This is a genomic window from Pseudomonas beijingensis, assembly GCF_030687295.1.
GTDB classification, from domain to species: domain Bacteria; phylum Pseudomonadota; class Gammaproteobacteria; order Pseudomonadales; family Pseudomonadaceae; genus Aquipseudomonas; species Aquipseudomonas beijingensis.
In genome coordinates this window covers 2,310,997-2,328,056 of the sequence record NZ_CP117425.1, presented here as the reverse complement: position 1 = coordinate 2,328,056, position 17,060 = coordinate 2,310,997, and the positions used below count along the sequence as shown (strand labels likewise).

Annotated in this window: 22 protein-coding genes; 3 read left to right on the top strand and 19 right to left on the bottom strand. The window is 58.5% G+C overall.

Going from position 1 to position 17,060, the window contains the following annotated elements; all coding sequences use genetic code 11:
• Positions 1-39 precede the first annotated feature (39 nt).
• The 19 genes from PSH84_RS10500 to PSH84_RS10410 form a co-directional block, all read right to left on the bottom strand.
• On the bottom strand, positions 40-546 hold the full coding sequence (locus PSH84_RS10500) for a phage major tail tube protein (protein WP_305482828.1): 507 nt from the start codon (positions 544-546) through the stop codon (positions 40-42).
• Positions 546-1,712, bottom strand: a complete 1,167-nt coding sequence (locus PSH84_RS10495) for a phage tail sheath protein (protein ID WP_305482826.1) — start codon at positions 1,710-1,712, stop codon at positions 546-548. The genes PSH84_RS10500 and PSH84_RS10495 overlap by 1 nt, the downstream gene beginning before the upstream one ends.
• 2 nt (positions 1,713-1,714) lie before the next feature.
• Positions 1,715-1,942 (bottom strand): hypothetical protein, encoded by a 228-nt coding sequence (locus PSH84_RS10490; protein ID WP_122565427.1) that lies wholly within the window; start codon positions 1,940-1,942, stop codon positions 1,715-1,717.
• An 86-nt stretch (positions 1,943-2,028) separates the two neighbouring features.
• The gene (locus PSH84_RS10485) at positions 2,029-2,286 is read right to left on the bottom strand and encodes a tail fiber assembly protein (protein ID WP_122565428.1); all 258 of its coding nucleotides are present in this window, start codon (positions 2,284-2,286) and stop codon (positions 2,029-2,031) included.
• Between the two features lie 9 nt (positions 2,287-2,295).
• Positions 2,296-2,916, bottom strand: coding sequence for a hypothetical protein (locus PSH84_RS10480; RefSeq protein WP_122565429.1), 621 nt, complete (start codon positions 2,914-2,916; stop codon positions 2,296-2,298).
• Between the two features lie 24 nt (positions 2,917-2,940).
• A complete protein-coding gene (locus PSH84_RS10475; protein ID WP_122565430.1) occupies positions 2,941-3,471 on the bottom strand; it encodes a hypothetical protein in 531 nt (176 codons plus the stop codon).
• Entirely contained in the window at positions 3,468-4,112 is a 645-nt protein-coding gene (locus tag PSH84_RS10470; RefSeq protein ID WP_305469955.1) for a phage tail protein I, read from the bottom strand. Before PSH84_RS10470 ends, PSH84_RS10475 begins: the two co-directional genes overlap by 4 nt.
• Positions 4,109-5,104, bottom strand: coding sequence for a baseplate J/gp47 family protein (locus PSH84_RS10465; protein WP_305482824.1), 996 nt, complete (start codon positions 5,102-5,104; stop codon positions 4,109-4,111). Before PSH84_RS10465 ends, PSH84_RS10470 begins: the two co-directional genes overlap by 4 nt.
• Positions 5,101-5,433: a phage baseplate protein gene (locus PSH84_RS10460; RefSeq protein WP_014336817.1), complete on the bottom strand. Its 333-nt coding sequence runs from the start codon at positions 5,431-5,433 to the stop codon at positions 5,101-5,103. Before PSH84_RS10460 ends, PSH84_RS10465 begins: the two co-directional genes overlap by 4 nt.
• Positions 5,434-5,444: 11 nt before the next feature.
• Entirely contained in the window at positions 5,445-6,056 is a 612-nt protein-coding gene (locus PSH84_RS10455) for a phage baseplate assembly protein V (protein WP_122565434.1), read from the bottom strand.
• 3 nt (positions 6,057-6,059) lie between these two features.
• Positions 6,060-6,572, bottom strand: a complete 513-nt coding sequence (locus tag PSH84_RS10450; RefSeq protein WP_305469952.1) for a hypothetical protein — start codon at positions 6,570-6,572, stop codon at positions 6,060-6,062.
• A gap of 36 nt (positions 6,573-6,608) precedes the next feature.
• The gene (locus PSH84_RS10445; RefSeq protein WP_305469950.1) at positions 6,609-6,959 is read right to left on the bottom strand and encodes a phage holin family protein; all 351 of its coding nucleotides are present in this window, start codon (positions 6,957-6,959) and stop codon (positions 6,609-6,611) included.
• A gap of 210 nt (positions 6,960-7,169) precedes the next feature.
• Complete coding sequence (locus PSH84_RS10440) at positions 7,170-8,000, bottom strand: putidacin L1 family lectin-like bacteriocin (RefSeq protein ID WP_122565438.1); 831 nt, start codon at positions 7,998-8,000, stop codon at positions 7,170-7,172.
• A gap of 4 nt (positions 8,001-8,004) precedes the next feature.
• Positions 8,005-8,193 (bottom strand): Com family DNA-binding transcriptional regulator, encoded by a 189-nt coding sequence (locus tag PSH84_RS10435; RefSeq protein ID WP_122565439.1) that lies wholly within the window; start codon positions 8,191-8,193, stop codon positions 8,005-8,007.
• Between the two features lie 125 nt (positions 8,194-8,318).
• Entirely contained in the window at positions 8,319-8,747 is a 429-nt protein-coding gene (locus PSH84_RS10430) for a hypothetical protein (RefSeq protein ID WP_305469949.1), read from the bottom strand.
• 29 nt (positions 8,748-8,776) lie between these two features.
• Positions 8,777-9,421 carry a hypothetical protein gene (locus tag PSH84_RS10425; protein ID WP_122565441.1) on the bottom strand — a complete coding sequence of 215 codons (645 nt, stop codon included), beginning with the start codon at positions 9,419-9,421 and terminating at the stop codon, positions 8,777-8,779.
• A 20-nt stretch (positions 9,422-9,441) separates the two neighbouring features.
• A complete protein-coding gene (locus tag PSH84_RS10420) occupies positions 9,442-9,624 on the bottom strand; it encodes a Com family DNA-binding transcriptional regulator (protein WP_305469948.1) in 183 nt (60 codons plus the stop codon).
• A 171-nt stretch (positions 9,625-9,795) separates the two neighbouring features.
• Positions 9,796-10,215, bottom strand: a complete 420-nt coding sequence (locus tag PSH84_RS10415) for a tail fiber assembly protein (protein WP_122565442.1) — start codon at positions 10,213-10,215, stop codon at positions 9,796-9,798.
• A 512-nt stretch (positions 10,216-10,727) separates the two neighbouring features.
• Positions 10,728-11,462, bottom strand: a complete 735-nt coding sequence (locus PSH84_RS10410; RefSeq protein WP_305471158.1) for a LexA family transcriptional regulator — start codon at positions 11,460-11,462, stop codon at positions 10,728-10,730.
• 617 nt (positions 11,463-12,079) lie between these two features.
• On the opposite strand from PSH84_RS10410, the gene PSH84_RS10405 reads away from it, so the two are divergent.
• From PSH84_RS10405 to mutS, 3 genes are all read left to right on the top strand, one after another.
• Positions 12,080-12,433 carry a DUF6124 family protein gene (locus PSH84_RS10405; protein WP_305482822.1) on the top strand — a complete coding sequence of 118 codons (354 nt, stop codon included), beginning with the start codon at positions 12,080-12,082 and terminating at the stop codon, positions 12,431-12,433.
• A gap of 529 nt (positions 12,434-12,962) precedes the next feature.
• Positions 12,963-13,985, top strand: coding sequence for an IS110 family RNA-guided transposase (locus PSH84_RS10400; RefSeq protein WP_305470327.1), 1,023 nt, complete (start codon positions 12,963-12,965; stop codon positions 13,983-13,985).
• 483 nt (positions 13,986-14,468) lie between these two features.
• Positions 14,469-17,036 carry a DNA mismatch repair protein MutS gene (mutS, locus tag PSH84_RS10395; protein ID WP_175459538.1) on the top strand — a complete coding sequence of 856 codons (2,568 nt, stop codon included), beginning with the start codon at positions 14,469-14,471 and terminating at the stop codon, positions 17,034-17,036.
• The last annotated feature ends 24 nt before the right edge of the window (positions 17,037-17,060 follow it).

Genomic DNA, 17,060 nt, shown 5'->3' with positions numbered 1-17,060 from the left:
ATCGCGAGCAAGCTCGCTCCCACAGGGGCTGGCAGTGACTTAGGGCAACAACACCGCACGACGCGCATCACCGAGGATGTCGACGCCGTTGAGCACGAACTTCTGGGTGCGCACGTCGATGTCGATCACCGGAACGCCGTTTTCCAGGCGGTTGTAGGTGCGGCAGGACAGATCAAGAATGGTCTTGGGCTTCTCGCCCATTTTCAGCGTGGTCTCCTCGAGGAATTTCAACTTGCCGCCCACCGTGTGGTAGGTGAACCAGGTGTTGCCGTCCTGATCCTGGCCGGCTTCACGCACGTTCAGCAGAATGTCGTCGCCCACCGTCACGCCCAATGCCAGCATGACTTCCGGACCAAGACCTTGCAGCGTCAGCTTGGCTGTCAGCACTTTGCCGCCCTTGGCCATTTCCTCGCCAATGAAACGGCCGCCACGCATCTCTTCCATCTCGAATTCGATCTTCGGCGGGGTGAAATCTTCCACGGTCGCCGACAACGGCAGGCCTTGCAGAGTGGCCGCGATGGCCTGTCTTACGCGGTTGGTAAACATTAGAGAACGTCCTCCAGGAACTGCTCGATGATTTCATCGCGGGCATTGAGTTGATAAATCATGTGTTCGTTCGGCGCGTAGCGGCCGTAGTCGATGACCACGTACCAGGTGCCGTTCTTGTACTTCTCGACGCTGTTCAATTCCGGGTGCAGGTACACGCTGCCGCCGGGAATGGTTTCGTCGGCCACCAGGGTTTGCAGCCAGTCGTTGATGCGCTTGACCTCCTGGTCCATGAACGATTTGGTCAGGTTCTTGGCCATGGCTTTCTGGCCGGCCTTCACCAGCTTGCGGCTGATGGCATCTTCCAGGCCGACGTAGCTGATGAACTTGCCGGTGACGGAGCGGTTACCCAACAACGAGAAGCCGCCGAGGATGGTCCGGGCGTAGTAGCTGACGCCGTAGCGGTTGAGCAGATCGCCTTCGGTGGAGGTGTCGAGGATGTTGTATTCGACCGTGCGCGAGACGTCTTCGGCGAAGGTCACCTGGTTGCCCGGACTCTCCCATTGCTTGACCTTGGCCAGCGCGGCGATAGCCAGGCTCGACGGCGCGAGGAAGACGTTTTTCTTCGCCGCCTTGGAGTACACCGCCGGCATGTTGTGCACCACCAGGCAACGGTCGAAACCGAGGTCCGCACCGCCCAGTTCCTGGCTGTAAGTCACTTGATCGGCGACCGAGGCGTCCTTGCCATCGAGCACCACACGCGCCTTGATGCGCTTGCCGAACGAGGCGAACTCGCTGGCCACCGCCTTGGTGCCGGTGAAGCCCGGCGCGCCGATGATGGTCAGGTCCTCGGCCACCCCACTCAACGCCGCCAAGCCCAACTTACGACCGGTCTGCGCTTCGATACCGCCGATCACATTGTTCTGGGTGTCGGCCGGGGTCGCGCCCTCTTCGACGATGACGACGTAGACCGGCACCTTGACCACTTTGAGGATCTGGTAGACCGCCTGGAACAGCGTACCCGCCTCGGCACCGGTCGGGTCCAACTGGGCCTGGGTGGTGAAGCTGTTGATACGGAACGGGGTGTTTTTCGGGATCAGCGGGTTGGCATTCGGCGCGGTGCCGACCAGCCCGATGACGTTGTCACCCAGGCCACCCATGGCCTCGGGAGATTCAGTGGCATTGACGGTAATGCCGTTGTGCTCGAAGTTCAAAACCTCAGCCATGGTTATTCAGCCTTTTTGGTGGTGGCCTTTTTGGCCGGTTGGGTTGGGATGGCTTGCGTGTCGACAGCCTGTTTGTGCGCCTCCAGGACGCTGGTCAGCTCGAGGCGACCGGCGCTGCGCAAGGCATTAGCCTCGACATCCAGCAGTTCGAGCTTCTGGCCGATGCTCGACCAGTGGCCGCCGCCGGCAGGAAATGGCAGCAGCACGGTGTATTGCTTACGAATGGGCATCTACGGGTTCTCCAGACGCGAAAAACACAAAAGCCCCGTCACGGGGCTTATTGCGGGCGAAAAAAAACCGCTCTCGCGGTCGTGGTCTACTTGATGAAATCTGGCAGTACAGGCCAGAGCAGCCTGGACGGCTCCGCATCCGTTTCGGGGATATCTCGCAAGGCCTGGCGATAAGCCTTGATCTCGGCAAGCTGAGTTTCTGTTGCTGGGAAGTCCGGTAGTTGGGTGAAATCCGTGTCTCGCAGAAGTTGGTTGCGACGCGTGCGGATGGCGGCCCATTCGATTTCACGCGACGGTACGGCAAGTGGAATTTCGGGTGTGTCATTGTTGGACAGATCAGACATGTTCATTCCTTAGCTGAAAACAACGGTTTCGGCCAGCGACAACTTGGTGGTCAAATCCCCAAGATTGAATAGCCGACCATTGCCCACGCGCATGGTGTCGATACGCACGGTGGTGTAATAAACGTTGGGAATCAGAATTCGCATGACGACATTACCGTTTGTGTCGGCATAGACAGCAGGGGCCATATTCCCAAAGGTCGAAACGCTTTGCAGGACCCGAGTGGGCTGATAGGAATACCCCACCAGCGTTTCGTCGATTATTTTGGCTGTGCCGTAGCTGTAGCCCTTGATGTTGAACCAGAACATCTCCGAATTGACATTGATGTTAAGCGGCACTTTGAAATGCATGTACACATTTGAACTGGCACCCAGGTTGGTGGAAACAAAATCCCCCTGTGCTGTTGCGCCATAGACGCCGCCAGTTCCGTATACGTGTCCCTGCAGGATATTGCGACGAATCGTGCCAAGGGCGCTTGGATCCCCTTCCACATCCTTCTGGCTTCGCCACTCATTGAACTGTGTCAAAGCCGTGGCCATGGTTGTGTTGATACTGCCGATTTTTCCATTGACCACCGTGGTCAAATTATTGGCCGCCGATACCAGCGACGCGATAGTGGTTTCCAGACTCACATTCAGGTTCCTTGTGCTATTTGATTATTTGGCTTCGAGCGCTATCACTCGAAACATCAGGCCCACGTGCCGCGCCATGTTGTCGATATTGGCGGTAGCCAACGTGGCGATTTCTTCACTCAATAGAATGTTCAGGTTGTCGGACCCGACCACCACCGTGACGCTTTGCGCCGGCAACGGTGAAATATCCAGCGTGAACTTTTGCAAGACTCGTGCTGCAGCCGCTTTGTAGGTCAGCAGCTTTCCAGCCACCGAATACACCGCCAGCAGCGTGCCGGTGGAAAGATAGAAACCGAACTCGCCAATCTCATATTCATCCGGCCCCTCAAACAAAGCGGCCATTCTCAGCTGCCCTGGGTCCAGGTCTTCGTAATCCACGATTGGCACACGCTGTCGCTCATTGCGAAGCGCCGTTTCCGATCCATTGGGATCGTAGCGGGCGGTGCCGGCACCGATGTGAGTGATCTCACCTTTCAAGCCTTGGTTCTTTGCCTGCAACACTTCGGCCAGGCCGGCGGAAGTGAAGCGAACCAAGCGCGTAATGTCTTCTGTCATGACTGCGCCCTGAGGTCGTAATCGTTAATGGTGTAGCGTTGGGAAATCCCAATGCCGATAAGCCGCGCACCGAGATCGAGTAGCGGCAGTGCCCCGCACAAAAACAGCTCACCGTCAGTCAGCGGCCCGTGCAAAACTGCCGCCGCTGCCAGGCCACCGCGGGTTTGATGCACGAGGGTGATGGTGGCCTGGTCGCGCTCGCTCTTGGCTGCATTGATCCGCTGAATCAAGCGATTGTGATCGCCACTGGACCAGTCCTGGCCAATGATCGCCTGTACATCAAAGGTGTAAGGGTGGGCACGAGGTTGCTGCTCGTACCAAGCGGTGACGTGAGGCGTGAACCCCAGTGATTCAACGGCGTGGTTCAAGGCTTGACGGGTGCCCGCCTGGCGCTGGATCTGCCAGGACAATGAAACGGTCAGGCGTTTTTCCAGTTCACTGGCTCCCGCATTCCACTCACTGACGCCCCGATCCGCCGCCAGATAAGGCAAGAATGCGGACGGCGTCTCACTCGGGTTCATCAATTCGGGGAACGGCGGCTGAACGCGATCGAGCAGCTTGGTGAAACCCAGATCCAGTGCCCTTTCCAGGGGTGAACTGTTGGCCGGCAGCAGACTCGGCAACACAGCGAAATCACTCATAGCGTGAGCACCTCCACGTCTACCGTCGTGCAATAGGGCGCTTCGAAAGCGCTGGTCACGATGGGCTCCAGCGGCTCGAGAATCTCAAGTTGCACCGCTCCGGCCGAATGGAGGGTGTAATCGATCCAACTAGGATCCACCCGGCCTTCCAACCGATGACATGTATTGGCATAGCCTTGCAATTGCTGCTGTGCCGCTGCGCGGGTCAGTCCTGAATCAGGACCACTGTTGATCCTGGCGATGACCCGAATCTTGTAGGGTTTTATCTGCGCGCCCTGCACCGTCACCAGATCGGTTTCCGGCCGGACATCGGGACGGGCGAAATGTCGACGAACACCTTCGAGCAACTGTGCAGAGGGCCTGCCATCGCCTTCACGAGACAGCACCGTCACCATCACCTCGCCAGGCGCGGTACGGCGGGCATTGCCGTCCTTGATTTGAGCGGCAAAACCGTCAGGGTCAAAGGTGTAGGTCACTGTCACGACACCGGATGCGGTGCTATCCACCTTCACCACCGGCCGTTCCCCCAATGTAAAAATCTCCCGCCGATACTGCATGCGCGAGCCGGCCGCCGGAGCATGGGGCGCCAGGTAATAACGCAACCGGGCATCATCATCGCTCTCATAGACCGGGGGAATGGGCGGGAAGGCCGCCGGGTCGCCCGGGTCGAGCAACTGACGCTCAAGGCCCATGTCCGCGAGGCGAGCGTCGAGGTTGGTGCCCGTGGCCCACCACGCCAACATCTGCTTGATGCGGGCGTTGTATTTGCGTTCGTGGGTTTGCAGCCGGACACAGAATGCCTCGAGGGCCAGGGTCAGCAGTTCGCTTTCGTTTTCGAGGCTGTCCAGCAACTTGGTGGCGCTACCGGGAGAGCGTGCGGCGACGTATTCGACCACGAAGGTCTTGAACTCTGCGAGCAAGTCCTCGAAGGCTTCGACGGTGACGATGGTCGGTTCGGCCAGTTGGTTCTGGCCGGGTATCAACATGCTCATGTCACCACCTCGAAAGTCTGTTTGCGGTTCTTCCAGGTGCCAGCGAAACGCAGCAACAATCCGGCGCCGTGCCGACTGGCGACAATGACCTGCGGCTCGAAATCATCGATGCCGTTGTCCGGGTTGTAGAACGCTTGGGCCGCGTGGCTCTGGGCAAGGATCAGCAGGTCGTCGCCGAGGTTCTGCCCCAGCAACTGCGTGAGGGCGCAGCCATACAACGGGCGCTTCTGGCGAGTGCCCAACGGCGTGGTCAATGCACGGGTGGCGCGCTGCACGAACTGCAGCCAGTCGTCGACCGTGGCGCCGGTATTTCGATCGATTCCAATCATGAGGAAATCTCTTATGCGGTACTGATGACGCGTCCCTGGTGATCCACCACCGGGCCGCTCAGGTGCACACCGGAGGCGTCGAGCCGAATGCCGACGGCGCCGACTTTCAATTCGATGGCCTCGGGTGTCATCGCCAACTGCGACGGGCCGATGCTCAGTTGGAGGGCTTCACGGGAACCGCTGAACGCCGCCGGGCCGTTTTGCCAGTGCAGGACATGGCTGGCGTGGTCGTAGCCGTTTTCCGTACCGTCCTGATAGAGGCGACGCGTCAGCGAGGCCTGGGTCGAGACGGGCGGGAACTGGCCGCCGTTGAGGCCGAACAACGCCACCGCCTGCCCGCCGCTCTCGCCGCCGCCGTGGTTCAGCAACAGGCACTGCTCGCCCACGGACGGAATCCGCGACTCGCTCTGGGCGCCGGCGCTCGGGTTGAAAAAACGGATCGCTGGGGTCAGCAGTCCGCCATGGCTGACTTTGCAGGTGTTGCTGGCCGCGTCGACTTCCTGGCAAACGCCGATGCGGCAGAAACTCTCCGCCCGCCGATGCATGTCTTCCAGCTCGGTTTCCATCTGCGCCAGACGCTCGATGATCGGCCCCAGATGCATCCGTAACAGCGCATCAAACATGGCTCACCCCTCGAGTGCGGTGTATTGGTCCGGGTCGTCGATGTTCGACACTTCCCAGGTGCGGGCAAACTTCGGGATACCCAGTGGGTCCTCCAGCAGTGTCGGGCCGAGGTACAGGGTTTGGTTGAAGGAAAGGGTCCAGGCGGTGTATTGCCGTGCCGGGTTGATGAACGTGGACGGCAGGCCGTCGAGCTCCGTGGGCAGGTCGCATTGATCGCCCGACAGACCCCAGCGATTGTCCACAACCAGGTGTTTCAGCTCAGCGGCCAAGTCGCAGGCATCCCAGCCCGGAACAGCCATGACCACTTGCAGGGAAACCGTCAGGACATGGGCGATACGCCCGTCGTTGGCACGGTGGCCGGGCCCATCACGCTCAAGGGCAATCAGCACCCAGGGTTGATCGTCGGTGCCATCGAAGTCCTGGGGGCTGCCGATTTTCAAAGTGGGGTAAGTGGTGCGCAGCGTCTGGGCAATGGCGAAGAACAGCTGCGACGGTTTTTCGATAAGGACGGGCATTGATCGCCTCCTTGTGTAGGGATCAGCGATGTGGGTTCACGGCTGGTCGGGAGGAACGTCCGGCGGAGGGGCTTCGCAAACGCCGATCCGCTTGGCGACCCAGCGCTCGTAAAGACCGATCGCCACATCGGCACCGGCCATGGCAGTCAGGCAACCCAGGGCGCAAGCGCTCCAGATCGACATGCCGAGGGCGTACAAAAGCATGGTTGCCGATACGCCGCAGACCACGCAGGCACCGGAGCGCAAGGCCAGGCGCCGCAATAACGACCAGCCACGGGCGCCCTCCTTGTCGGCGCGCCACATCTCGCCGGACACCCCGCCCACCAGGGCGAGCACGATGACCAGCCAGATCGGCATGTCCAGCAACGCTTGTTGCTCGTTTGTCATGTCAGGCTTCCTGGGGGGATTGATAATTGTGTAGGAACCAAGATGTTTCCCTGGCATCTCTCCGTCAGAATTTTCCGACGGTTGCGCCAAGTCATTTGAGATATGAAAAAGCCCCGCATCATGGCGGGGCTCCGATTGGTATCGAGTAGGTATCCCGGGGAAGACCCCGTTCGTACCCGCTTGGGCATCACTCCAAACGCGCTTTAGCTATCAAATCTTCCACGTCCAGATATCGAACGTCCTGAAAGAATTTGGATCGAACAAGCGGATCGGGCGGTAGGTTGGTTGGAAGCCGAACCGCGCCCAAACAGGCGTATCCTTGATTACGGCCAGGCCGCCATTTGGTTGTAAACGAAGTACCGCGCCCGGATGTCCATCCGTGCCGGAGTTCCAGAGGGGTTTGTCGTTCGCGGCGTAGACCACGAAATTCCCATCAGCTTGGAATACAGCCTTCACGGCTCCCTTGTTTTGGGTGTAACTGGACCATCGCACACTCCAGTTCGGACCGTAGTTCACTACGTTACCGTCCCCTTGGAATATCAAGGCACCATCACCAGAAAAATACGGAATCCCGGGTGCCAACTCGACGGGGCTTGAGAAAATTACCGACGCATTAGCACCTGGCATCAGCGGAATAGACGGCGTGCCATTCCAGATTGCTACCGAGTCGATCAGGACGATATTCCCGTCATCCTGGAGCACCATATGAGTTCGGTTCCACTGATCGTCACTGGTGAAGGTGCTGTTATCGGTCAGCCAGGTGCGCTTACGGATAGGATCATCCAGGAATGCGCCATATTGAACGTAAAGCTGCGGCGGCACCTGGTAACGCAGTGGGACCGTTGAGCTGTAGGGCTGTTTCTCGTTGGCCACCCACACTACCGTGCCATTATCCTGCAATACTAAATTCCCATCGGCCTGAAGCAGCAGCTTAAAGCGGCCGTTCGGCGAGAGAAGGAACTGTCCTGCAGTCATTGTTTGGTAGGCGGGAAGAACGGAAGTGCCGCTACCTTGAAAGGGGATACGTGTACGTCCAGCCATATGATTACCTATAAGTCAAATGAGCTATCGCGGAGAATTCCGCATCCATGCCGCTCAAAGGCGATAACTCGAGGCTCGCGGCCTTCACATGATTCAACGTCCCGCATCGGGCACATTTGATCTGGAGTTCGGTGTTCTCGCCCATGCGGGCCAGAAGTCTCTTGCAGTGACCGCATCTGAAATCCTTCAGCATTGAAAGCCCTCCCATTGGCGGCGGTTTGAAGTGCCTTGCACAGGCATTCCAAAAAGCCCGGTTGCCCAGGCTTTTCAGTAATACGCCTGATCTTTCGACATGCCTTTAATGGAACAGGGTTGGCGTCACTTCGGAGCAGCGCAGGTCGCGCCTTTGTAAGTCATGGTGTAGGTGTAGTGCCTGTCCCACGACAGCGGCAGCGTACTGGGTGCTGCCCATTCCGCGTAGTTACCCGACATCGAGCCAGCAACCACCAATTTACCCATGGCAATGGTCGCGAGATTGTTGGCACTCCCTGCCCCTGGCATTGGCACACTCCCATTCCATTGGAGATCATCGCCGTCCTGGAACCATGCGCCCTTCCAGCCAGCCTGCGAGCTTGAGTACCAGGTATTGTCCGCTTTGAAGCAGATCGTTTGGTTGGCATAAAAACCACCGCCCGGAACGTGGTAGTAAGCGAATTGCCAGGAGCCGACAGGTGAGGTTTCGGCAATGGCTTGGATGGCCTGGGTAGCCAGAACGGCTGCGATCAACATGCTGAACAATTTTTTCATTGGTTTACTTCCTTTAGCTAAATAGGTTCTTAGCGAGTAATCAGCATGTCCACACTGGTCGCGTCGCAAGAGTTGTTAGCCTTTCTGTCGATGACCAGATAAAGCAAAGACGTCGGCGTGACTGCGACGCTGTTCAACATGAAGGTAGTGCTGCCGCCGTTTACCAGGCTCCCGGACTGGAGCACGGTGTCGCCCAGGTTCAGCGACCAGCCAACACCATCCCCGCAGGCGTTATGCAGGTCATTGACCCGCCCCAGCACGTTGATATTGCCGGTGACAGGACTGGCCCAGCGGAAGATGCTCTGGCTGTTGGTGCCCGGATGCGTGGCCACGTCACCCTGCTTGAACACGAAACTGGTGCCTGAGCCGGTGAAGGTGAAGCTTTCATTTGGAATAGAGATCCAAGCAGCCGTCGCATCGTCACGCCAGCAGGTGGTTGGCTTGCCATTACATACCCCAGCCTGAAACGACGGAAAGAGCGTGTAGTTGGCCGAGCCGTTCACCCCCGATTTGTTTTGCATGAACGACCAGGGCGAACCGGCCGGTGCGGCTTCGGTCATCAGGTACATGTCCCGGGCCAGGTTCCACGACATCGCCGTATCAGCCCAACCGTTCAGGGATACGAAGGACGACAGAAAGGCAGTCGCCAGCAGGATTTTTTTGAGCAATTTCATTTTTCTTACCTCGATGAATGTCATTGAGTACGGGGTGCAGGGTCTATTCCGCACGCTGTTCGCTCGCTGGCGTTCACTCGAGGCTCAACGGCCTTCACATGATTCAACGTTCCGCATCGGGAACACTTGATCTGGAGTTCGGTGTTCTCGCCCATGCGGGCCAGAAGTCTTTTGCAGTGACCGCATCTGAAATCCTTCAGCATCGAAAGCCCTCCCATTGGCGGCGCGCCCCCCACCAGAGCGAGCACCATGACCAGTCAGATCGGCATGTCCAGCAACGCTTGTTGCTCGTTTGTCACGTCCGCTTCCTGGGAGCTTTGGAAGGCCGTGAAAAAAGCCCAGCACTGCACCGGGCTTTTCAAAAAGACACTCCGCTAGGGCAACTCTGGCCAAACAATGCTCAGAGGAAAAGCGGGTTGTTTGTTGACCTGAGTGAAGGCGACGCAATACTCCTTGAAGGCAATCAAGTAAGCCTGCTCGGCAGCGGTAGCGACGCCCAGATCGACTTTGAATTGCAATCCCGAAGACGCCACGCGGGTCATGACGCTGTCGAGCCGCCTGGCTTTTTCATTACGCATCTGCTCTGCGAGTGCAGTCTGTGGCCACGGGAAACCGGAGTTAAACGACCAGATCCCATCAGTGTTGACTGCGTTGTAGTCATAATCGACTTCGGTGCTGGAACTGCCGGTAACGTCAATCCAAAGTTGGTCTGCCGGGAATTCCTCAGAGATCGGGTTGACGGTTTCGTAGATGTTGTCGACTTTACCGTCCACAACGCGTGCGTATTTTTTCATGCTTATATCCTTATTGATTGCCGGTACTCCGGCACTCTTCGATCTGCCTGCTTCAGGTAGGCATTCCAAAAAGCCCGGCAACGAACCGGGCTTTTCAGTAATGCGTTCCTTCGTTTTCCTTGACCAATGGCCAGAAGAAAGTTGATCTTTCGGCGCGACTGGCGCGGTACGGATCCATTCAAATTGTTCCTCCGGCCGCGGTCCCTGCCCGCCGGATAACTGCTTCTGGTGCTTTACGCTGCACACCCGGGTCAGTTGCCAACCCTCTGAACCGTTAAGGCCGGTTCATCGCTGCCTGTTGATGGAACTAAAGAGCTTTGTTGCCAGCCGCTTTGTCGAGCGGCTTGGACACAGAATATGCATGTATGCATATACAGTCAATGCGTTAATGCATTTATTTATGCGCAACGAATGCACGAATGCATGAACCCCTCGTAAACAAAGGGGCTATGGGTTTTCAGGAGGCGAAAAAAAACCCGCACGGCGGCGGGTTTTATCTGACAGCGCAGGGGTTAGCGGGCGTACATGCCCCACCAGAAGACGTGGCCGAGGATGACGATTTGCTCGTCCTGCATTTCCTGGAACGTGTAGTCCTCGTCCGGATGTTCATCGCGGTTGAAGCTGCGCAGGCGGATGCCGGTGGGCAGGCGATAAAGCTGCTTCACCCGCAGTTGGCCGTTGTGGTTGATGGCGTAGAGATCACCGTCGACGATGTCGCCGATACCGCACTTGCCTGCGTTGACCCCGACCGTGGCGCCGTCTCGCAGCACCGGCAACATGCTGTTGCCGCGAACGGTCACGCATTTGGCCTGGTCGAACTGCACGCCGTTATGGCGCAGGCTGCGCTTGCCAAAGCGCAGGCTGGAGCGCTCGCTTTCCTCGATGACGAATCTTCCTGATCCAGCAGCCAATTCAACCTCGCGCAGAAAAGGGACCGACACTTCGTCTTCTTCGACGGGTGTTTCGTCGTCCCACAGGCTTATGTCCTTGAGTTCGGAATGCGGCTCGTCGCGGCGGGCATTGCCAGCGGGCCCAACGTCCGCGCGCCCGCGCAACTGGTCGGTGCTCACGGCGAAGTATTCGGCGATCTTCGAGATGTGTTTATCCGAAGGATCGACAATCTTGCCGCTGAGGATCCGCGAGAGGGTGGACTGAGGCACGCCGGTACGCCGGTGAAGCTCCGTGGGGGAGATCCCGTGCTGATCGAGCAATGCTCTTAATACGGTAGAAACGTTGCGTTTTTGCATAACGCGCATGATGCTTGTTCTTTTTGCGGAAGACAAATGCTGTTTTGCATAAATATGCAATACGCCTCACTTAAGCCTCATTTGATTCACTGTGGTGAGGGGATTTATCCCCGCTGGGGCGCGAAGCGGTCCTAAATTCCACCCCAAGGTGCACTAGCCACTTAGGGGCTGCTACGCAGCCCAACGGGGATAAATCCCCTCGCCACAGGAGCTTGACTCCATATCTGATGCCCCTGCTGATCACATGGGGAATTCGCCCTACACGTCCCTAGGAAAAGGCTCCAAGTCCGTCCTTCAAATGTGCGACGCAAGGCTACGTTTTCTTGCGCCTCTGCCTACAACTACGCCAGAATCCGCCGGCTTGTCCGCCTTGGGGCCCATCGGTACTTTTGATCCTGTCACTGCCCATCAGTGATCGGGTTTAGTCGCTCGGTATTCCAAGGTGCTCATTGCTCCATTCAGTCAGGTACTTCTATTCCTGCACTTGATGGTAGTTGTGCGCAGGGCGCCCTCGGGCGCGCCGGTTTCTTGGATCCCCGGTCGACTAACCTGCGTACAGCTGCCACCCCTCGTTTAGTCGCGAGTGAGTGGTGGCTCAACTTCAAGGATCCAATAGAATGCCGAAGAACACGCAAAATCCCCCAGACGATCACGTCTCCCGCAGCCAATCGGCCAACGCAAAAAAACTCGACGACGCGGCCACCCGCGCCCTGGACTATTACCTCAAGCCGAAAACCGACAAGGAAACCTCTGACAAACCCGACACCCTTTTCATCATCGCCCCTAACATCGACGCCGAATGCCTGCTCGCCAACCTCAGCGAAACCCTGGCCTCGGCCAACGCCATGGTCAGCGACCTGGCATTCGACCTGAAGGGCTCGCGACGGAATATCGCGCTGGGGGTCCAGCAGATGATCGAGCTGAGCCAGTTGCTGGCGAATCGGGCGTTGGATGTGGTTGAGGTGAGGTAGGCACTCATGATGCAAGCCGAGACCTAAGAGAAGCCCGACTACCCCATGTGGGAACGAGCTTGCTCGCGATAGCGGTAGTCCAGTTACAACCAAGTTGTACTGGCTGCCGTCATCGCGAGCAAGCTCGCTCCCACAATTGGATCGGGGTACAACCCGAGAGACAGGCCGGCTGTCAGGGCCGCTTTCGCGAGCAAGCCCGCTCCCACAGGGGGAACGCGGTCCCACCAGGAACCAGGTCGGCTATCAGGCCGCCTCGGGGTGGACGTTGATCTCGGCGCCCCGTTAACCACGCTGGCTGAACGAAGGTATTGCGCAGTGGGCAACCCGGCATGGATGCCGGGTTAGCCGCGCTGGGCCATGGATGGCCCTTCGCGGCGGCCCACGGAGCAATGCCTTCGTTCAGGCATGCCGAGCCTAGGCGAGGCACCGAGTGGTGGGGCAAAAAGCGTTAATGAGATGGTCAGCCCGTGTGGGAGTCCCGGTAAATCTAAACTGACCGGGGCTCTCACTTACCTGAAGGAGACCTCTCATGGAACCCTTGAAGCTAATCGGCCTGGATATCGGGAAACACACCTTCCATCTCGTAGGGCACGACGCCAAAGGCAAGGAAGTCCTACGCAAAAAATTCAATCGTAAGCGGCTACTTGAGTTCGCTGCAAAGCTCGAACCCTGCACCATAGTGATGGAGTCATGCGGCGGTTCACACTGGCTCGCAAGGAAGCTCAGATCCTTCGGCCATCAAGTGAAATTGATTGCCCCGCAGCATGTGAAACCCTACGTCAGAGGCAATAAAAACGACTACATCGACGCTGAGGCCATCTGCGAAGCTGCCTCCCGTCCCAGGACACACTACGTTGCCATCAAGACTGTTGAGCAACAGCTTCTATCGACGCAACATCGTCTTCGCGAAGCCTTAATCGTCCAGAGGACTCAAACAATCAATCGCATTCACGGGTTCTTGCTTGAGTTCGGAATTGAGTTACCTGCGACAAAAGCTGCGATGAATCAGATTCATCAAATTTTGGACGACCCGGCCGCAGACTTGCCGCAACAGTTGAAGGACTTCATTGAGCATTTGGCAGAAGAGACCAAACGGCTCACCGACGAAATCAAGGCGGTTGATCGTACGATTAAAGAGCAGGTGGGTGCTGATGACGCGGGAACCCGGCTGATGAGCATCCCCGGCATCGGCCCAATCATCGCTAGTGCGCTGCTGGCCGACATCGGGGACGCTTCCAATTTTCGCTCAGCGCGAGACTTCGCCGCTTCATTGGGCCTGGTGCCGAGGCAGTATTCAACGGGTGATCAAACAGTCCTTTTGAACATCAGTAAGCGAGGTGATAAATACCTTCGAAAGCTGATGGTTCAAGGCTCTCGGGCGGTCCTGGTGCGCATCGACAAGCGCAATGATGCTCTGGGAAGTTGGTGCAGGGACTTGCTGACACGAAAACATCCAAACAAGGTCGCCTGCGCCCTAGCCAATAAGTTGGCAAGAATCGTGTGGGCCGTTTTAGTTCACGGAGGAAGCTACAACACCCAGTCCAGGGCTTGACCGAAACCCACACTACCGGCTTTTGCGACGACAGCGATGATGACGATAAACAGCTCAAATCCTGCCTGAGAACCTGGTAAGCAAAACAGCTTTCGAAGCTGAAGCGTTTTTCAAGGACAGGCAGGAGCGACTACTCATCAAGGGCCAGGCGGCAAATTGCCGACTAGGAGCCCGGATACATTAGTGCAAGCATGCTTTACCGCTCATCGCCCGTGGTTGCAGGAGATGGGCTGACCATACATTTGCTTACTTTTGCGCTTCTCAAAAGTGAGCCGCCGTAAGGGCGGAACCGCCAGCAGCCGTTACCGTAGCAACGGATATGCACTCAATCCCATATACACCAAAGTCCCAAAAACCACTCACATATGAGTAGCACCAGACCGCCCATGTTAACCTTGCGCCCATCGCGGAAAAGCCGGGCCAATGCCCCTCCTTTTGCCCCACACCTTTCAACGAGCTTCCCTGACACCCATGAATACAGCCGTGAACGACCTGTCCTCCCACACGCCGATGATGCAGCAATACTGGCGCCTGAAGAACCAGCACCCCGATCAGCTGATGTTCTACCGCATGGGCGACTTCTACGAGATCTTCTACGAGGACGCGAAGAAAGCCGCCAAGCTATTGGACATCACCCTGACGGCACGTGGGCAATCGGCAGGCATGGCGATTCCGATGTGTGGGATTCCTTACCACGCAGCGGAAGGTTACCTGGCGAAGCTGGTCAAGCTCGGCGAATCCGTGGTGATCTGCGAGCAAGTCGGCGACCCGGCCACCAGCAAAGGGCCGGTGGAACGCCAAGTCGTACGAATCATCACCCCGGGCACCGTCAGTGACGAGGCCTTGCTGGATGAACGCCGGGACAACCTGATCGCCGCCGTGCTGGGCGATGAACGCCTGTTCGGCCTGGCCGTGCTGGACATCACCAGCGGCAATTTCTCGGTGCTGGAAATCAAGGGCTGGGAAAACCTGCTGGCGGAGCTGGAGCGGGTCAATCCGGTGGAACTGCTGATCCCGGATGACTGGCCCAAAGACCTGCCGGCAGAAAAACGCCGTGGTGTGCGTCGCCGGGCGCCGTGGGATTTTGAGCGCGACTCGGCGCTGAAAAGTCTCTGTCAGCAGTTTTCCACCCAAGATCTCAAGGGTTTCGGCTGCGAGAACCTGACCCTGGCCATCGGCGCGGCCGGTTGCCTGCTGGCCTACGCCAAGGAAACCCAGCGCACCGCCCTGCCCCACTTGCGTAGCCTGCGTCACGAACGCCTGGATGACACGGTGGTGCTGGACGGCGCGAGCCGCCGCAACCTGGAGCTGGACACCAACCTGGCCGGCGGGCGCGACAACACTTTGCAATCGGTGGTCGATCGCTGCCAGACCGCCATGGGCAGCCGCCTGCTGACCCGCTGGTTGAATCGGCCGCTGCGGGACCTGACCGTGCTGCTGGCGCGCCAGTCCTCCATTACCTGCCTGCTGGATCGTTATCGCTTCGAGCAGTTACAACCACAGCTCAAGGAAATCGGTGACATCGAGCGGATCCTCGCCCGTATCGGCCTGCGCAACGCCCGTCCCCGTGATCTGGCCCGCCTGCGCGATGCCCTCGGTGCGTTGCCCGAACTGCAGGTGGCGATGACCGACCTGGAAGCGCCGCACCTGCAACAACTGGCGCGCACCACCAGCACCTACCCGGAGCTGGCCGCGCTGCTGGAGAAAGCCATTATCGATAACCCGCCAGCGGTAATCCGTGACGGTGGCGTGCTGAAAACCGGCTACGACGCCGAACTCGACGAGCTGCAAGCGCTGAGCGAGAACGCCGGCCAGTTCCTGATCGACCTCGAAGCCCGGGAAAAAGCCCGCACCGGCCTGGCCAACCTAAAGGTCGGCTACAACCGCATCCACGGCTACTTCATCGAACTGCCGAGCAAGCAGGCCGAGCAAGCCCCGGCCGATTATGTTCGCCGCCAGACCCTCAAGGGCGCCGAGCGCTTCATCACCCCGGAACTCAAGGCGTTCGAAGACAAGGCACTGTCGGCCAAGAGCCGCGCCCTGGCTCGGGAAAAGATGCTCTATGAAGCACTGCTCGAGGATCTGATCAGCCAACTGCCGCCCTTGCAGGACACCGCCGGCGCCCTGGCGGAACTGGACGTGCTGAGCAACCTCGCCGAACGCGCGCTGAACCTGGACCTGAACTGCCCGCGCTTCGTCAGCGAGCCGTGCATGCGCATCAGCCAGGGTCGTCACCCGGTGGTCGAGCAAGTGCTGACCACGCCGTTCGTGGCCAACGACCTGAGCCTGGACGACAACACCCGCATGCTGGTGATCACCGGTCCGAACATGGGCGGTAAATCCACCTACATGCGCCAGACCGCACTGATCGTGCTGCTGGCCCACATCGGCAGTTTCGTGCCGGCGGCCAGTTGCGAATTGTCCCTGGTGGACCGGATTTTCACCCGAATTGGCTCCAGCGATGACCTGGCCGGTGGGCGTTCGACGTTCATGGTGGAAATGAGCGAAACCGCGAACATCCTGCACAACGCCACCGAACGCAGCCTGGTGCTGATGGACGAAGTCGGACGCGGCACCAGTACGTTCGACGGCTTGTCCCTGGCCTGGGCTGCGGCCGAACGCCTCGCGCACTTGCGGGCCTACACGTTGTTCGCCACTCACTATTTCGAGCTGACGGTACTGCCGGAAAGCCAGCCACTGGTGGCCAACGTTCACCTCAATGCCACCGAGCACAATGAACGCATCGTATTCCTGCACCACGTGCTGCCCGGCCCGGCCAGCCAGAGCTACGGCCTGGCAGTGGCGCAACTGGCCGGCGTGCCGAGCGAAGTGATCAGCCGCGCCCGTGAGCACCTGAGCCGCTTGGAAACCACCAGCCTGCCTCACGAAGCTCCGCGCCCAACCAAAGGCAAACCGGCCGCGCCTCAGCAAAGCGACCTGTTCGCCAGCCTGCCCCATCCGGTGCTCGATGAACTGGCCAAGCTCGATCTGGACGACCTGACCCCACGCCGGGCGCTGGATTTACTCTATACATTGAAGACACGGATCTAACGCACAGGCTTTCAAGCTGTTAGA

Excerpts from the sequence above, each read along its gene's own strand:
- PSH84_RS10430 (WP_305469949.1), bottom strand. The coding sequence starts at position 8,747 with ATGAAAAAATTGTTCAGCATGTTGATCGCAGCCGTTCTGGCTACCCAG.
- PSH84_RS10465 (WP_305482824.1), bottom strand. The coding sequence starts at position 5,104 with ATGAGCATGTTGATACCCGGCCAGAACCAACTGGCCGAACCGACCATC.
- PSH84_RS10405 (WP_305482822.1), top strand. The coding sequence starts at position 12,080 with ATGCCGAAGAACACGCAAAATCCCCCAGACGATCACGTCTCCCGCAGC.
- PSH84_RS10490 (WP_122565427.1), bottom strand. The coding sequence starts at position 1,942 with ATGCCCATTCGTAAGCAATACACCGTGCTGCTGCCATTTCCTGCCGGC.
- PSH84_RS10445 (WP_305469950.1), bottom strand. The coding sequence starts at position 6,959 with ATGACAAACGAGCAACAAGCGTTGCTGGACATGCCGATCTGGCTGGTC.
- PSH84_RS10470 (WP_305469955.1), bottom strand. The coding sequence starts at position 4,112 with ATGAGTGATTTCGCTGTGTTGCCGAGTCTGCTGCCGGCCAACAGTTCA.
- PSH84_RS10415 (WP_122565442.1), bottom strand. The coding sequence starts at position 10,215 with ATGAAAAAATACGCACGCGTTGTGGACGGTAAAGTCGACAACATCTAC.
- PSH84_RS10410 (WP_305471158.1), bottom strand. The coding sequence starts at position 11,462 with ATGCAAAAACGCAACGTTTCTACCGTATTAAGAGCATTGCTCGATCAG.
- PSH84_RS10475 (WP_122565430.1), bottom strand. The coding sequence starts at position 3,471 with ATGACAGAAGACATTACGCGCTTGGTTCGCTTCACTTCCGCCGGCCTG.
- PSH84_RS10495 (WP_305482826.1), bottom strand. The coding sequence starts at position 1,712 with ATGGCTGAGGTTTTGAACTTCGAGCACAACGGCATTACCGTCAATGCC.
- PSH84_RS10500 (WP_305482828.1), bottom strand. The coding sequence starts at position 546 with ATGTTTACCAACCGCGTAAGACAGGCCATCGCGGCCACTCTGCAAGGC.
- PSH84_RS10450 (WP_305469952.1), bottom strand. The coding sequence starts at position 6,572 with ATGCCCGTCCTTATCGAAAAACCGTCGCAGCTGTTCTTCGCCATTGCC.
- PSH84_RS10400 (WP_305470327.1), top strand. The coding sequence starts at position 12,963 with ATGGAACCCTTGAAGCTAATCGGCCTGGATATCGGGAAACACACCTTC.
- PSH84_RS10460 (WP_014336817.1), bottom strand. The coding sequence starts at position 5,433 with ATGATTGGAATCGATCGAAATACCGGCGCCACGGTCGACGACTGGCTG.
- PSH84_RS10435 (WP_122565439.1), bottom strand. The coding sequence starts at position 8,193 with ATGCTGAAGGATTTCAGATGCGGTCACTGCAAGAGACTTCTGGCCCGC.
- PSH84_RS10485 (WP_122565428.1), bottom strand. The coding sequence starts at position 2,286 with ATGTCTGATCTGTCCAACAATGACACACCCGAAATTCCACTTGCCGTA.
- PSH84_RS10420 (WP_305469948.1), bottom strand. The coding sequence starts at position 9,624 with ATGCTGAAGGATTTCAGATGCGGTCACTGCAAAAGACTTCTGGCCCGC.
- PSH84_RS10425 (WP_122565441.1), bottom strand. The coding sequence starts at position 9,421 with ATGAAATTGCTCAAAAAAATCCTGCTGGCGACTGCCTTTCTGTCGTCC.
- PSH84_RS10440 (WP_122565438.1), bottom strand. The coding sequence starts at position 8,000 with ATGGCTGGACGTACACGTATCCCCTTTCAAGGTAGCGGCACTTCCGTT.
- PSH84_RS10455 (WP_122565434.1), bottom strand. The coding sequence starts at position 6,056 with ATGTTTGATGCGCTGTTACGGATGCATCTGGGGCCGATCATCGAGCGT.